Source organism: Chryseobacterium gotjawalense (assembly GCF_030012525.1).
GTDB lineage: Bacteria > Bacteroidota > Bacteroidia > Flavobacteriales > Weeksellaceae > Kaistella > Kaistella gotjawalense.
Window position 1 is genome coordinate 3,008,869 of record NZ_CP124855.1, and the last position, 15,541, is coordinate 3,024,409.

The following is a 15,541-nucleotide window of genomic DNA, read 5'->3' on the forward strand; positions in this document are numbered from 1 at the left end:
TATCTTAGTTCTTCCTAGATGAGCTGATGAAGCTATTGTGTATAAGGTAAAGTATTGCTATATTTGGTAAACCAATTTGGATAACCAGTTTCAAAGCGTCAAAAGTTTCAGTTAAATAATCTGGAATTCTGAAAAATAAAAACTTTATTGCGGTGACGTTTGCATGAAGTTTAATGGCGTGAAAAATCAAAGTTAATTACGACCGATATAGAAGTATCATAAAATTTAAAGTATGGAAATAAACGCAGTAAAAAGTAAAAGTAATTTCAAAAATTTTAACAAAGTGAAAAATAGTATTCGTATTTTAAGTTTAGTGATTTTGCTGTTTACATGCAACCTCATGGTATTCGCCAATCCTGTTAATAGTGCAAAAGATATTAAAGTAAAGAATATAGATGAACTGAATAACGCCATCAAAAATTCAACTGCAGGTGACCAGATCGTCCTGGCAAACGGTATTTGGAAAGATGTTCAGATTAGATTTTATGGGACAGGTACCAAAGAAAATCCGATCGTTTTAAGGGGTGAAACTCCCGGAAAAGTTTTTATAGAAGGAGCTTCAGATTTAAAATTTGGGGGAAATTATTTAACCGTACGGGATTTACATTTTAGAAACGGATACACGCCTTCCAGTTCAGTGGTATCCTTTAAAATTGATAATAATACGATTGCCAATAACTGCAAATTTACCCAATGCGTGATCGAGGAATTTACACAGCCGGACAGAGATGTAAGCGATCACTGGATTGAATTTTGGGGACGGCACAATGAACTGAGCAACTCTTATATCACTGGAAAGTCTAACTTCGGACCTACACTCCGCGTTTTTCTGGATGGTAACGAGAATATTTATAACTATCACCAAATCGTCAACAATTACTTTGGGCCCAGACCGAGAAAAGGTGGTCCTCATGGAGAAACGATCCAGGTAGGAGACAGTGAAACCTCGATGGCACCTTCCCATACTAACGTTTACAACAATTTATTTGATCAGTGTAATGGTGAAGTAGAGGTCATTTCAAATAAATCTAACTTTAATGAATACCGAAATAATATATTTTTAGAGTCAGAAGGTTCCCTGGTGATCAGACACGGAAATTATAATGTGGTCGACGGCAATATTTTTATCGGAAACGATAAATCAAACCAAATAGGCGGAATCCGGGTGGTTAATACGGGCCATTGGATTACCAACAATTATTTTTATAAAATACGAGGTGAAGCCTTCCGCAGCGCCATTTCCATAATGAATGGAATTCCGAAATCATCGTTAAACAGATACAATCAGGTAACTGATGTTGTAGTTGCACATAATTCTTTTGTTGACTGCGTATCGCCATGGCAACTGAGCGTAGGTTCAAATGTAAGTCAAAGTGCAGTATTGCCTAAATCTGAAATCCGTTCCGCCCGTCCTGAGCGAGTGCTATTCGCCAATAATTTAATTTACAATGAATTACCGGACACCAATCCTATTGTAAATTATGACAAAGTAGATGGTGTAACATTTAAGAACAATTTTATCAATAATGTAAACAACAGCGAAGTAAAACCTGCAGGCTTAATTACCACCAATTTTGGAGTCACCAAGGTATCGGACGGTCTGTTTACTTTAAAAGAAAATAACACTGAGGTCTACCATGGGTTTGATTTTGAAAATATTACCAAAGACCTTTTTGGAAACAGCAGAACTGGTGCCAACAACAGCGTTGGCGCAATCGTAAATCCTGTAAAAGGTAATCCGCTCTTGGTTGACAGAAGTAAATACGGAACAGATTGGTATGAAGTTAACCAACCAAATACGCCTGCAAATAAAATTACAGTTTCCACGGCCGGGGAATTGGCTAAACGATTAGAAAAGGCGAGCTCAGGTGATATTATTTTGCTAAGAAGCGGCACCTATCATTTGAAGTCCTCTTTGCCGGTCAACAAACAAATCACCATTGCTTCCATTAACAGTAAAAATAAAGCAAAACTTGTTTTCACTTCTGAAAAAACGGCTTTTGAAATGCAGCCAAAAGGTCATTTGATTCTTAAAGAGATCATTCTTACGGGAAATAAAACCCAGAATGCATTTACCACGTTAGATAAATTAATGAGCAAAGCCTATGATATTTCAATTGAAAATTCTGAAATATCCAACTTCAAAAGCGTGCTGGAAGTTTCTAAGGGTTCCTTTGCCGACAATATATCGCTTGTAAATTCCAAAATCAGCAATTGTGAGAACGGTTTTATGCTTAACAAAGAAAAAAATGACGGCGGGGATTATAATGCAGAGTTTGTGACTTTCACCAATTCAAAATTTGATCATATTAGCGGCGTTATTCTGGATTATTACCGCGGCGGCTATGACGAATCCACTATTGGAGGAAATATAAAAATGGAAGGTAATACCATTACCAACTCAGGAAAAGCACAGCCGGAAAATATTCTGATTAAAAACAGAGGAATCGTAAATGTATCAATCACCAATAATGTTTTTAAAAATAATCCGGTGAAAACTATCGCGGTTTTATGGGGTGAAAAAGGACAGACACCGGGAAAAAATACCATTGAAGATTCAGGTGAATTTAAAGTTGTTCAGAACTTAGAGATGAAACTGATGTATTAGAACTGCTCGAAATGTCATTGAACATTAACATTACCTAGGGTAATCTTACACCATAACCCGTGGTATTTACAAGTTCTGTTACCGACCAATAAATTATAATATGAAGTATTCTAAATTTTTTCTCCTCCTGTTCAGCTGTGTTTTTTCAGTGAAAACTTTCGCGCAAAATATTCCTTCAGAAAAAATAATTGGAGCGAAGGATCTGCAATATTATTTAAAACCGGAAATCGTTCAGGAATTAGGAGGTACAAAAGCGATTACTAATGCAAAGTTAGCGCAGTATTTTCGAGATAAATTCTCGGAACGCTACTTTTACGACTGGAAAACCAATGATGCAAGATTTAAAGAATATGCTCTGATTTATCCCAACGCCCAAAGCACGCACACCAAAAATGCGTTGGATCATCTCGCAAAATTCGAGGCGGTAACCCCGTGGAAACTGCCATTCAATTATAAAAACGGCGAGCCCGTTAACGCGTATGCCATGCGTCATTTGGCCCGTCAGCATAAGATGGCAGATATTGCCTTTTATTATCAGTTTCAAAATAAAAAGCCGGAATATTTTCACTATTTTAAAGATCAGCTAAAATCATTGAATACCGCCTTAGCTCTTAACCGATATGAAACGATAGATGACGGAAATGGAGTTTACGAAGCCTTCCGTTCCGGCTACCGGGTCTTAAACTGGCTTCAGATTCACACCTTATTTTTAGGAGAAAAAGAGTATTCTGACGAAGACCAGCTCCTCACGGTTGCCACTTTGATTCAGCACGCGTCCAATTTATATGAAACCAATACGGAATTTGTACCCGGCAATCATCAAACCAGAGGAATGTCGGCGTTGGCGATGCTCTCCATTCTGTTCAGTGATTTTAAGGATGCGGATTTATGGAAAGACCGTGCGATGAGTCTCCTTCACGAACATTTATCAAAGGAAATCAATAAAGATGGTTTTCAGTTTGAACGGACGGTACATTATCATATCAGTGACATTGACAATTATTTCTATGTTTATCAGTTGGCTAAAAACAGTCATGTTAATATTAATCCTATCTTGGAATTAAAACTAAGGTCTTTATTTCAAACATTGCCAAAAATCGCCTATCCGGACAAATCCGCTCCTGTATTCTCAGATGACACGAATGCGCCGTGGGCGGAAAAAAATGATATTTCCGGTGCTTTAACATTAGGATTTTTACTTTTTAAAGATCCTGAAATGGGTTATTTTGCAAGTGATCACGTTCCAGCAGATGTGTATTGGTATTTAAGTGACGCTCAACTGAAATCGTTGAGTAATTTAAAAGCCCAGGCACCAATAGTAAAATCTGTTGATTTTCCTGAAACTGGTTATTACATCATGCGTGAAGGCTGGAAAAAAGACGATAAAGTAATGGCCATATCCAACGGACTTGATCCATATAAGCCAGATCATCAGCACGGTGATATGTTAGGTATCCAGGCGGTGGCAAACGGAAATGTGATTTTGCCTAATTATCAGGTCCGTTATTCTCAAAAAGATTATGAATTTTTCAAAAATTCAATGGTAAAGAATGTGGCTTTGGTGGATGATGAATTACAGGGAAAAGAGTATACCGGAAATCAGGGCGGCAGTGGGTTTGGGAAATTCAGGTCGTTACCGCAACCGCAAAACATCGCATGGAATACTAACGAAAATTTAGACTTATATATTGGCAGTCATAACGGATTTGAAAATATTGGCGTAAAATATTCCAGACAGGTTATTTATGTGAAAAATGATTTTTGGCTTGTAAAAGATAATTTCAGATCCAACGCGCCGCATACTTACAAACAGATTTGGCAGGGACACTACACTTTGCAGAAGGGACCCGATTTATTACGTTCTGCATTTGATGATGGTTCCGGTAATGATATTTACCAGCTTAAGCCTGCTGACGCTGTAAGTTCTTCGGGCACACAGGGAAAACAATGGAATGTGGTGTCTAAAAATAACAATTCAAATTACAGTTTTATCACTGCTATTGTTCCATTTAAAACTTTTGATCAGAGTATTGATCAGTACCAAGAGAATACTTCACTAAAAGGATGGAACATCAATGACCTTCAATGGAAAACTGAAGGTACGCGGGCCATTTCTTTAACCAAGGAAAACCTTGCAGTCTTCTTTTCGGTGAAAAGTCTGACAATAGAAAATACTCAGTTCCATTTGTCTGAAGAAGCTGATATTTTTGTGAAAACCAAGGGAAATACAGTTCTTATTCAGTCTTTAAGCGAAAATGATCTGATACTGGATTATCAATATCTTAAAAATAAGAAAACCATCGTACTTAAACCGGGAGAAGAGGTGAAAGTTAATACCAAATAGACTTCTAATTTTGAAGATGTGTTTGTCTATCATCTTCATTCTTTAGTGACAATATTGTTTAATTTTCCCCGCATAACAGCACAAAAAAACCTGGATCTACTCCAGGTTTTGATTTTATCTACCAGCCTGCAGAGAAGCTGATACATTAAGTCATGATAAATTTAATTGACCATTAATTTCTTTGTGGACTCTGAATTTTCGCTGTTCACCTTTACCAGATATGTTCCTTTAGGTAAGACTGAAACATCTACCTGCTTTGACTGTGGATTTGTCAAACTTTTTACAACTTTACCATCCAAAGAATAAATTAAAACTGAATTAATTTTTTTGCCGTTATTTTCTATATTAAAATAATTTTTTGCAGGATTTGGAGCGATCGAGAAGCTGTTTTTTGATTTGGCAGTAGCTGTTGCGAGCACAGCGCCCGACGTCACTTTCAGATTATCCATATAAATACCGTTTGTTCCGCTGTAATTGAAATACAGCATCATATTCGAGTTGGCTATTCCTGTTTGGGAACTGTCAACAATACTTGCGGGTGTAGAAGTTGTGTAAGTGTTTTCAGTAGTTTCCTGTGGATCCTGCAATGAGGCGCTACCGTCCTGTCTAACCTTCATCGTCCAGGTATTAGTAGATGGAGTATACGATACAATTACTGAACTGCTGTTAGAGAACGCAATGCTTTCAACCTGTAATAAAGGGGTAAAATGGGAAGTAGAAGTGGCGGTATCATACAATCCGCCGGCAAATGATCCTAAAGTAATTGCGTTTAAAGTGCCACTATCCCCGGAAAGTATAACTGCGTATCCATTACCTGCTGTATTGATGTTTCCTCCCGCGGGTAAATCGGTAGCAAGAATAACGCCGCCTGCAAGTGCACCAGCCGGTTTAAAGGCAGATGGTAATGTGGTGAGTTGCCCATTTTTATTAACACGCATTGCGAAAGACCAGGTTAAAACATCGGTGTTCTCACTTAATTTTGGTGAAAAAGGGACTGGTACAGCAACCGTAGCAGTCGCTTTATTTGCCTGGCCAGCCGTTGTAACACTTGTACCCTGAATACTTAAATTGGTAGTGTAGGAAGTAGAAGCAACATTGTAGATCGCATTAAGGCCCGATGTTCCGTTTCCGGAATCCAGCTTCCATAATGAGGTATTAATACCGGTGTACGTATGACCAGCAGATGATACGGTGGACGTTGTTCCCGGTGCCCCCGAAAAAGCCTGGTACTGGCTAGGAGATACAGGTGGATTTGGCAAACCTGCCGTATCAAAGTTGTCTGCAAATAATGTTGTCTGTGCATTTGCATTTGCAACGGTAAGCACGCATGCTGCTAAAAAGAATAGTTTTTTTCTCATTTTAAATGATTTTTAATTGTTAATAATTTAGTGTGTAACATTTAGTTTATAATATTTTACGGTGGACTTTGCTGCAGGATCGGTGGTGATTAAATAATTCCCCGCCTTAAAATAGTTTTCAAAGGGCCATTTTGCAAGACTTACATCCTGGAAAACATGCGTGTTATTGCCATTTACGGTGACCTCTAATTTTCCTGTGGAGGCTACAATTTTTATTTCGAAAGGATCATATCCCACTTTTCCGAAATCATAAGAAATATCTGTCCATATTGCGCTGGAACTACTGTATAGATCCATCCCAGCGGTACTGTTAGTAACAAGTGTTTTTTTGTATGCCTTTAAACGACCGTCTATCCAAAACATCTTTAATAAAGGTGGTGCGGCATTAGAAGAGAAACCATATTTGGTCATATCAGCCTGTGAAATAATTCCGTGAATCTGCATGACGATTACCCTGTGAAAACTGTTTCCTGAACTGGAAGTATCGGGCGTGGTAGAAACGACTTTCAGTTTCCCCTGAATGGTTCCCCCTTTACTTAAGGTCCAGTTGGTTTTAGTACTGGTGGGATTCATCATTTCCCGTAATTCCGTTCTGGAATAATCGCTGTTACTGGTGGAGGTGGACGGATAAGCGTAGAAGACTAAGGACTGATCACTGGTGTCATCATACATAAACGGCTTAATCGCCGGTATGTTTCTGTAGCCGCCATTCTGTATTTGCGCGGCCGCATATTCATCGGGGCTTCCATCGTTGTTCGCATCCACAGGTAAAGTAACTTTCCAGTTGCTAAGGGACAGGTCTGCAAAACCGTTGACCACGACTGGATCAATGATCTCATCCGGAACAGTATTTCCTGTCCGGGAGCAACTGCCTAAAGTAATAAAAGCTAAGGCGATAAAAATTACGGATTTCATACCAATGAAAATTAGGGATCTGTTTCATATCAAATGTATAATAAAAATGTTGGTTTACCAAATTGGTTTACCAAATAATTTGTGTTATTTTGTTAAATAAATTAAACCGCTTTAGGTGGTGTTCTTTTTAAAATATACCTCATCTAATTTAATCTCTATTTTATGAAAAAAAATGTGTTTGTTCTTATCCTCGTCTTATTTTGGTCCCACTGTTTTTCTCAGGAAACCGGTGGTGAATTTAAACCTGTAGATTTCCCCCCTAATTATACAGCACAGTTAAACAGGATCTATACGAAAGTTAATGACTGGGAGGGAAAAGCTGATTTATATGTAAATCTAAACAGCAAGACCCCAACTCCGGTAATCATCAATATTCACGGAGGTGGATGGAACAAGGGTGTAAAGGAATCTCAAACCGGGTTCAATACTTTCTTTAAAGCGGGGTATGCGGTGGTGAATATGGAATACAGGCTGTCTCAACAGGCAACTGCTCCCGCTGCAATAGAGGACACCCGCTGCATGCTGGTCTATCTGGTGGAACACGCGAAGGATTTGAATATCGATCCCAAAAAAATCGTAATCATGGGTGGCAGTGCAGGCGGACATCTGGCTTTAATGGGCGGACTTCTAGGAAACGACCGCCGTTTTGATCATAACTGTATGACTTCAAAAGATCTTAGGGTTGCGGCTATTATTGATAAATATGGTATTACTGATGTCTATGACTGGTCTTTTGGAAAGCTTAAAAGCAAATCAGCATTGCAGTGGCTGGGCTCTAAAATAGTGGATAAGGAGTTTATAAAATCAGTATCGCCCATTAATTTTGTCACTAAAAACAGTCCGCCGGTATTTATTGTTCACGGCGACGCAGACCCCACCGTTCCTTACCAGCAATCCGTTGACTTGTACCGGAAACTTCAGGAGATGGGGGTAGACTCGCAGTTTATCAGCGTGTCCGGAGGTCTTCATGGCAAATTTGATCAGGAGAAGAACAGGGAAATTAATACTGCCATTATTACTTTTTTATCAAAATATGTAAATTAGCTTCTTTAAATAAAAAAGTTACGGTACAAAAAGCGAAGCCGCCTCAAATAATATTGAGACGGCTTCTTTTTTTGCGATGAAGCAATTGATATAGAAAAAATCTAAATTCCTAACGCCTGACCACCACCAATCTGGATTGTTTCAGCCGTTAAAAAGGAAGCATCTTTACTTGCCAGGAACGACACTACTGCCGCTACTTCTTCAGGCTCTCCCAATCTCCCAAGCATTATATTGTTTTTCCAGCTTGCGAACACTTCAGGTTTAGTTTCTTTTATCTGAGCATGAAAAGGTGTATCAATAGTTCCCGGAGAAACCGCGTTTACTCTAATTCCATATTCAGCTAAGTCTTTAGCCATTGCTCTTGTAATAGCCTGTACCCCAGCCTTAGAAGTGGCATATACCCCAGCTCCCGGACCTCCGCCATTCCAGGTGGCGTTGGAAGTATAGTTGATTATTGAAGCGTTTTCCGCTTTTTTAAGAAAAGGGATCGCCGCTCTTGATACAAAAAAGGTAGAATCAAGATTTAACGCCATTACTGATCTGTAAAATTCCGTCGTCATTTCCTCAAACCTTTGTCTGCCGCCTAAACCGCCTGCATTGTTTACGATAACATCGATTTTACCGTATTTTTCACCGATCATTTTAATATTGGAGTTTACTTCCTCTTCGTTGGTAACATCAAAGCCAAAATACTCCGCTGTGATCCCGTCTGCCACAAGTTCCGCTACCTGTTCAGCCCCGCCATCTTTCTGAATACCATTTAAAATTACAGTATAACCGTCTTTCCCTAATCTTTTGCATACCGCAAAACCAATTCCTCCTGTTGCGCCTGTTACTACAGCTACTTTTCCTTTTAAATCAGTCATTTTACTTCTTTAATTTTTAATTGTTAATATTATTATTGTTATTATTTTATTCGTTCAATTTTTCCAATAGTTAAGAATATGGATATCAGAGACAATGGAACCAATGCCGACAGCAACCCGAACAACAATGGCCAGCTCGCGATCTGACCCGCAAACAGGATTGCTATGATGGTTCCTAAAACCGCGGCTGCTCCTCCCAGTCCTGCTAATGAGCCTACTGATTTTCCATCATGCAGATCACTTGGTAAGGTCTGAATATTGGTCATTGTAAACTGGAAACCTCCCAATACAAAAGCCATCAGAATTACAGCCAGAATTGCATTGGGCACCATGACCGACCCCAGAATAGCGGGAATGATGATACATCCACCTAAAATCATGGCCGTTTTCCTTGCCCGGTCCACAGTGGCTCCTTTTCGGATTAAATATCCTGAAAACCAGCCTCCTGCGATGCTGCCTATCATCGCACCCAAATAAGGTACCCAGGCCGAGTAGGCCAGTTCCTTGATATTAAGGTTAAATTCCTCCACCAAATACATCGGTAAGAAGGTGACAAACATCCACCAGATAGGATCTAAAAAGAAGCGGCCCAATATGACGGAATAATTTTTCTTATTGGAAAGCAATTCTCCCCACGTTTTACCAACTCCGTTACTTTGCGGGTTTTCCGGTTGGTTGTCTAAAATATAGGCGCGCTCTTCATCGGTGATCCATGAATGAACTTTTGGCCCTTTTTTGTTAATAATGAGCCATGGAATGATCCACAGGATTCCTAATACCCCTACCACGACAAAAGTCATCTTCCAGCCAATGGACATATACAGGGATAAAATAATGATGGGAGCTAAAATGGAACCTATCGACGCGGCGGCTCCAAAGAGACCTTGCGCAAAGGCCCGTTCCTTCTGAGGAAACCATTCCGCGTTGCTTTTTGTAGCACCGGGCCACGGACCGGCTTCCCCCAGACCCAGCATCATTCTGAATCCTGTTAAGGAAACCTTCCCCTGCGACAGGGAGGTAAGCGCGTCGGCAAATCCCCACACCAAAACAGAAACAACAAACCCGCGCCGTGTTCCTATTTTATCATATAATTTGCCGGAAAAAAGCTGGCTGATTCCGTAGGCGATCATAAAAAAGATCGTAATGACGCCCAGCTGATCTTTGGCCTGTTTCGATGATTCTTCAGGAGCGGCATCTTTGTCCACAATACCTAATTCGTAAGCAATACCTTGCCTGTTGACAACAATTTTACCGTCATTTTTGAAATTAACGAAAGCAGCTTTCTGCACAATTTTCTCCCCTCTTTTGGAAACGAGTTCGTAGGTATTGTTTTCTGCTATAAACCGCGCCTGATTATCGCCGGAATCTAATTTAATCTCATCTACTAATCGATATTCGATATTGGCAACCCACATGTAATTGAGCGTTCCTCTATCCAAATAATTAATAATAGTAATGATCATTATCAAGCCGATAATCCACCATCTTAATCCTTTAACTTTCATTTTATTCTTATTTATAGCAGGAGTTTTGATACCGTCCAAAGTTCAGACGGCTGTCCTGATTGTATTAATCTTAACTTTTATCGTAACAGAATTTATAAAGAACTTTAAAATGTTCTTTCATTTTCAATTTTCCTTCTTGCGGATCCTGGTTCTTTATCGCGGCGAAAATAGCCTCATGCTCCTTAATAGCGGTAATCTGCTGGTTTTCGTCGCACACCGGCATACTGTTAAAATAGGAAATAATTTCCGGTGTTATGGTTAACATAAACGTATTAATAGTGCTGTTGCCACAGGCTTTCGCAATTGCCAGGTGAAACAGCAAATCTTCCTGTACCGCATCTTCGCCCGCTAAGACTTTTTGCGTATAAGCGTTTAAGGCTGCTTCTATATTTTTAATATCTTCATCCGTTCTTCTTAAAGCGGCAAGTTTCACGGTTTTTAATTCTAAAAGGATTCTTGTTTCCACCAGCGATTTGAAATCCGGCTCATCTAAGCGCAGAATATCATCGATCATCCCGTTAATCGCAATTCTACGGATATTCGCAATAAAGGTTCCGCTCTGCGCAATGGATTTTAAAATTCCGTAAAATTCTAATTTCTGTATTGCATCTCTTACATTACTGCGTGATACCTCAAATTTTTCAGATAACATTCTTTCCGAAGGAAGTTTATCGCCAGGTTCAAGATTTTTTAAGTTTATTAAATCTCTGATTTTAGCGATGATTTCCTGTTGCGTGGTTTGATTTTCCTTTTTTGTAATTAAATCTAATTTCATATTGATGTTTTTTTGGTTAACCAGATTGGTTTTGCAAATTTAGCAAATAGGAGGTCTACCTCTATATATTATTTTTTGTTAATATCAATTTATTAAAAAGTATGCAAAACCTCTTTAAAACATCAACTTACCTCAATTCCGCGAGTAACTGCAACACTTTTTTAGTTTCAGATTCAATGGTTGCAAAATCTTTTTCTGCCATTAACTTTTTACTGATCAGTTTACTTCCCATTCCTACTGCAGACACGCCGGCTTTGTACCAGCCTTCGATGTTTTCGCGGGTAGTATCCACGCCGCCTGTGGGCATAAATAACAGATTCGGGAAGATATCTTTTATTCCGCTTAAAAAGTCAGGTCCGAGCATATTTCCGGGAAAAAGTTTGATAAACTTCACGCCTGCATTTTCTGCCGCGATAATTTCAGTGGGAGTCATACAGCCAGGGCTGTAGAATTTGTCCTGTTTGATCAGGAAATCTGCCACTTCGGGTACAAATCCCGGACTGATAAAGAAATCAGCGCCGGCTTCCACAAAATCTTTGGCCTGCTGAAGGTTTTTGATGGTACCGATTCCCAAAAGCAAATCCGGCATTTCGGAATTTCTGGTTTCCACCATTTTTTTGAAATTATTCAAAGCGGCTTCGCCACGGTTGGTGTATTCTACGGCACGGATTCCGGCGCGGTAAATCGCGCGGAGGGTTTCTATAGTTACCGTTTCATCGGCATTGAAATATAAGGGTAAGATTCCCTGCTTTACTACAGCATCGGAAACTTTCTGAATATTGCTCATTTGATCTGAATTAAATTTTTACTTTAAATACTAATTTTCTGATTTCATCCTCACCAATCATCGGTGCATGCACGTCATCCGGATAAAAAATCACAAACTGGCTGTCTTTCAAACTGAAAAACATATCCGGCTGGTCCTCAAAAAAGAGAACATCCTTTGCCGGATCGTATTCGCCTTTCGGTGAAACGCAGGTTTCGCGCGGTTTCCACCCGATGGTTTCATGACCTTTTACACAAACCTGAATATCGATATTTGCATCGTGACATTCAAATTTTTTTAAACTTTCCTCTGCGCTTTTCCCGGTTTTCTGGCTGACAATTACTTTCAGCCCTTCTTCGATCTGAATGGTTCCGTCAGGCAAAGTCATCAGATCATTTTCCTGAATAAATTGAAAAGCTCTGGAAAATAAAGGATGCAGTCCGGAATATTTCTCCGCGTTATGTAGTGAATCTATAATCATTGCTAAAGAATTTTATCTTGCAACACGTCCGGAAGCATCGCCGCCCATCAGTTTGGTTACTTCATCCACGGTCACCAGATTGGCATCACCTTTAATGGTATGTTTAAGGCATGAAGCCGCTACTGCGAAATCCAAAGCATTCTGGTCATCATCAGGATAAGTTAATAATCCGTAAATCAATCCGCCCATGAAAGAATCTCCACCACCAACACGGTCAACGATATCGGTGATCTGATACTGGCGGGTCTGCAACATTTGTTTTCCGTCATATAAAACTCCGGCCCAGGTGTTGTGGGAAGCCGAGATGGAACCCCGAAGTGTGGTAATTACTTTTTTAGCTTTCGGGAACTTTTCCATCATTTGCTGACAAACTGATAAAAACGCTTCCGCCTTTACATCGTGCCCGTGAGTCTGAACTGCCGCACCATCGGGTTTGATACCGAAATGCATTTCTGCATCTTCTTCGTTTCCAAGAATGATGTCGCAATAGGAGGTAAGTTCAGTCATGATTTTTTCTCTGTCACCACCGAATTTCCAAAGTTTAGCTCTGTAATTAAGGTCGGTAGAAATGGTAAGTCCGAGTTTGCTTGCAGCTTTTACAGCTTCCAGACAAACATCAGCAGAACTTTGAGAAATCGCCGGCGTTATTCCAGTCCAGTGAAACCACTCCGCTCCGGCAAAAACCTCTTCCCAATTCACCATTCCCGGCTGAATTTCAGCCATTGCAGAATGGGCTCTGTCGTACACCACTTTGCTTCCTCTGGAAACAGCACCGGTTTCCAGGAAATAAATTCCCAAACGGTCTCCGCCCCAGACAATTTTATCAACACCAACGCCTCTTTTACGCATTTCCATCATGGCGCACTGGCCGATATCGTTTTTTGGCAAACGGGTTACAAAATCTACAGGGATGCCATAATTGGCCAGTGATACCGCCACATTGGATTCGCCTCCGCCGTAAACCACATCGAAATTATCCGCCTGTGAAAATCTTAAAAATCCCTGTGGTGCCAATCTCAACATAATCTCACCAAACGTTACTACTTTACTCATTACTTTTAATTTTAACCTTCTTTAGTTTTTTAAATTTTATATTCAATTAGTGGGAAACCGACAGCTTATAGATATTAACTTTTGCAAAAGTTCCCGGTTCTTTGGACTGGAAATAATTTCCGGCTTTAAAATAGTTTTCAAAAACGTTCCATTTTCTCAGACTTTCATTTTCATAAACCTTGGTCTCGTCGTTGTTCAGGGTGATGGCCATTCTGCCTTCTTTCACTTTCACTTCAAGAGTAAATTTATTGAAATCTACTTTTTCTTTAAAATTGTAGCCTTCGTCATCGGTCCACGCATCGGTCTGAAGCATTTCTTCATAAGTTGCGTTTGGATTTTTCAGCACTTTTGTTTTTATTCTGATTTTACCGTTTTGCCACAGGATTTTTAAAACCGGCGGTGCATTATGATCTTTCTGACCGATCAGTTTTTTTTGCTCATCGGTTAATCTTCCGTGAATCTGTAAAATGATTACTTTACTGTATTGCCCTGCGCCTTCTCTGCTTACTTCGCCCATCGCCATTTCAGCTTTCAGCGTACCGCCCTGTTTGAAGGTCCAGTTTATATTATTATTACCCGGTACCATCTGTTCTCTCAGTTCCGAGCGGGAAAACGAGGTATTGGCCGTTTTACCTTCGCTAGGGTAGGCATAGAATACCAGTGCTCCCGTTTTCGGGTCGTTATACATATTCTTTTTAAGCAATTCATTATTGGCGTAATCCAGAATTTCCGGCGGCTCCACATTGGTCACTTTTCCGGTTGCCGGATCCAGTTCCGGTGTGGTGACGCTCCAATGGCTTAAATCTATTGAAACCGGTTTAGCGGTTTTTTCCTTCTTACCCTGCGCGGAGCAGTTTAATGACAGTGAAAGTAAAAGGGTTCCACACAAAATAAACGGAATGAATCTGTTTGGTAATTTCATCTTAATGTTTTTTTAATTCAGAGCAATTGTAAAAGAGTCAACGTAAGAAATGGTCCCTCCATCATTATCAACATATAAAGCAATGGTTGAATTGGCACCCGAATTAAAGGATAATACTACAGAGGTAAAATTTCCCTTTCCGGTCGCATTGGTTCCTATTTCCTTTTTGATGATTTTGGAGTTGATCAGGGCCGGGTCATTTACAGCGCCTGCAAGAACCGCCATTCTGATGCTTCCCGGACCAATTTCCTGAGAATATTTACAGGTAACCATATAATTCGTGTTTGGAGTTACGGTTAATTCCTGATAGGCGATTCTACGGTCTGATCCCGATGGGAATTTTGCAACAAAACCACCTTCAAAAACTGATGAAGCAGAGATTTGAATCACCCCGCCAAGAGCACTGTTTCTCCATGGGTCTTTACTCGCGTCTACATTTCCGAAATCAAAGCCCGGTGCCAGAATAACAGGCACTAAGGCAGCCGGTACCACCGGTTTTACCACTTCAACTGTTTTCTTAACCGTATTCGTTTTTCCCAGTTTGTCACTTGCGGTGAGGCTTACCACATAAGAACCTTCACCGGGGAAAGTGAATTTTGCATCTACGGTTTTAAACGTATTTCCATTACCGAAATCCCACAGATAGTCTGTTGCGCTTATCGATTGATTAGCGAATGTATAGGTTTTATAATCATCACCAGTACCTTGCCCTTTAGTGTAGGTGAAATCAGCACTTGGGGGAGTAAGATCCGGTTTTGACCCTTCTCCCGCAATATCGTAACCTCTGATATCACAAGAGGTGAAAATCACTAACAAAAGGAACAGTAAAACTGAAATTTTGCTTATTTTTTTTATTTCGAATTTATTTTTCATGAGTAGATATTTAATTTTTAAAATCTTGTGC

The 15,541-nt window shown here is 39.9% G+C and carries 13 protein-coding genes; 3 read left to right on the top strand and 10 right to left on the bottom strand.

Annotated elements, in window-relative coordinates; all coding sequences use genetic code 11:
* Positions 1 to 283 precede the first annotated feature (283 nt).
* Both QGN23_RS13750 and QGN23_RS13755 read left to right on the top strand, forming a co-directional pair.
* The gene (locus tag QGN23_RS13750) at positions 284 to 2,608 is read left to right on the top strand and encodes a chondroitinase-B domain-containing protein (protein WP_282904813.1); all 2,325 of its coding nucleotides are present in this window, start codon (positions 284 to 286) and stop codon (positions 2,606 to 2,608) included.
* Positions 2,609 to 2,708: 100 nt separating this feature from the next.
* Positions 2,709 to 4,952, top strand: coding sequence for a heparinase II/III family protein (locus tag QGN23_RS13755; protein ID WP_282904814.1), 2,244 nt, complete (start codon positions 2,709 to 2,711; stop codon positions 4,950 to 4,952).
* A gap of 161 nt (positions 4,953 to 5,113) precedes the next feature.
* Here the strand turns inward: QGN23_RS13755 and QGN23_RS13760 are convergent, their stop codons facing one another.
* Together QGN23_RS13760 and QGN23_RS13765 are read right to left on the bottom strand one after the other, a co-directional pair.
* Complete coding sequence (locus tag QGN23_RS13760) at positions 5,114 to 6,310, bottom strand: T9SS type A sorting domain-containing protein (RefSeq protein WP_282904815.1); 1,197 nt, start codon at positions 6,308 to 6,310, stop codon at positions 5,114 to 5,116.
* Positions 6,311 to 6,337: 27 nt separating this feature from the next.
* On the bottom strand, positions 6,338 to 7,225 hold the full coding sequence (locus QGN23_RS13765) for a polysaccharide lyase family 7 protein (RefSeq protein WP_282904816.1): 888 nt from the start codon (positions 7,223 to 7,225) through the stop codon (positions 6,338 to 6,340).
* Between the two features lie 162 nt (positions 7,226 to 7,387).
* Here QGN23_RS13765 and QGN23_RS13770 point away from each other — a divergent pair, with 162 nt between their 5' ends.
* The gene (locus QGN23_RS13770; RefSeq protein WP_282904817.1) at positions 7,388 to 8,269 is read left to right on the top strand and encodes an alpha/beta hydrolase; all 882 of its coding nucleotides are present in this window, start codon (positions 7,388 to 7,390) and stop codon (positions 8,267 to 8,269) included.
* Positions 8,270 to 8,370: 101 nt separating this feature from the next.
* Here the strand turns inward: QGN23_RS13770 and QGN23_RS13775 are convergent, their stop codons facing one another.
* The 8 genes from QGN23_RS13775 to QGN23_RS13810 all read right to left on the bottom strand — a co-directional run bounded on the left by QGN23_RS13775 (position 8,371) and on the right by QGN23_RS13810 (position 15,510).
* Complete coding sequence (locus tag QGN23_RS13775) at positions 8,371 to 9,135, bottom strand: SDR family NAD(P)-dependent oxidoreductase (protein ID WP_282904818.1); 765 nt, start codon at positions 9,133 to 9,135, stop codon at positions 8,371 to 8,373.
* Between the two features lie 41 nt (positions 9,136 to 9,176).
* A complete protein-coding gene (locus QGN23_RS13780; RefSeq protein WP_282904819.1) occupies positions 9,177 to 10,640 on the bottom strand; it encodes an MFS transporter in 1,464 nt (487 codons plus the stop codon).
* Between the two features lie 70 nt (positions 10,641 to 10,710).
* Positions 10,711 to 11,415 carry a FadR/GntR family transcriptional regulator gene (locus tag QGN23_RS13785; protein ID WP_282904820.1) on the bottom strand — a complete coding sequence of 235 codons (705 nt, stop codon included), beginning with the start codon at positions 11,413 to 11,415 and terminating at the stop codon, positions 10,711 to 10,713.
* A gap of 127 nt (positions 11,416 to 11,542) precedes the next feature.
* Positions 11,543 to 12,202: a bifunctional 4-hydroxy-2-oxoglutarate aldolase/2-dehydro-3-deoxy-phosphogluconate aldolase gene (locus QGN23_RS13790; protein WP_282904821.1), complete on the bottom strand. Its 660-nt coding sequence runs from the start codon at positions 12,200 to 12,202 to the stop codon at positions 11,543 to 11,545.
* Between the two features lie 10 nt (positions 12,203 to 12,212).
* Positions 12,213 to 12,662, bottom strand: coding sequence for a YhcH/YjgK/YiaL family protein (locus QGN23_RS13795; RefSeq protein WP_282904822.1), 450 nt, complete (start codon positions 12,660 to 12,662; stop codon positions 12,213 to 12,215).
* 12 nt (positions 12,663 to 12,674) lie between these two features.
* Positions 12,675 to 13,715: a sugar kinase gene (locus QGN23_RS13800; protein ID WP_282904823.1), complete on the bottom strand. Its 1,041-nt coding sequence runs from the start codon at positions 13,713 to 13,715 to the stop codon at positions 12,675 to 12,677.
* A 46-nt stretch (positions 13,716 to 13,761) separates the two neighbouring features.
* Positions 13,762 to 14,637: a polysaccharide lyase family 7 protein gene (locus QGN23_RS13805; RefSeq protein ID WP_282904824.1), complete on the bottom strand. Its 876-nt coding sequence runs from the start codon at positions 14,635 to 14,637 to the stop codon at positions 13,762 to 13,764.
* Positions 14,638 to 14,649: 12 nt separating this feature from the next.
* A complete protein-coding gene (locus QGN23_RS13810; protein ID WP_282904825.1) occupies positions 14,650 to 15,510 on the bottom strand; it encodes a PKD domain-containing protein in 861 nt (286 codons plus the stop codon).
* Positions 15,511 to 15,541 lie beyond the last annotated feature (31 nt).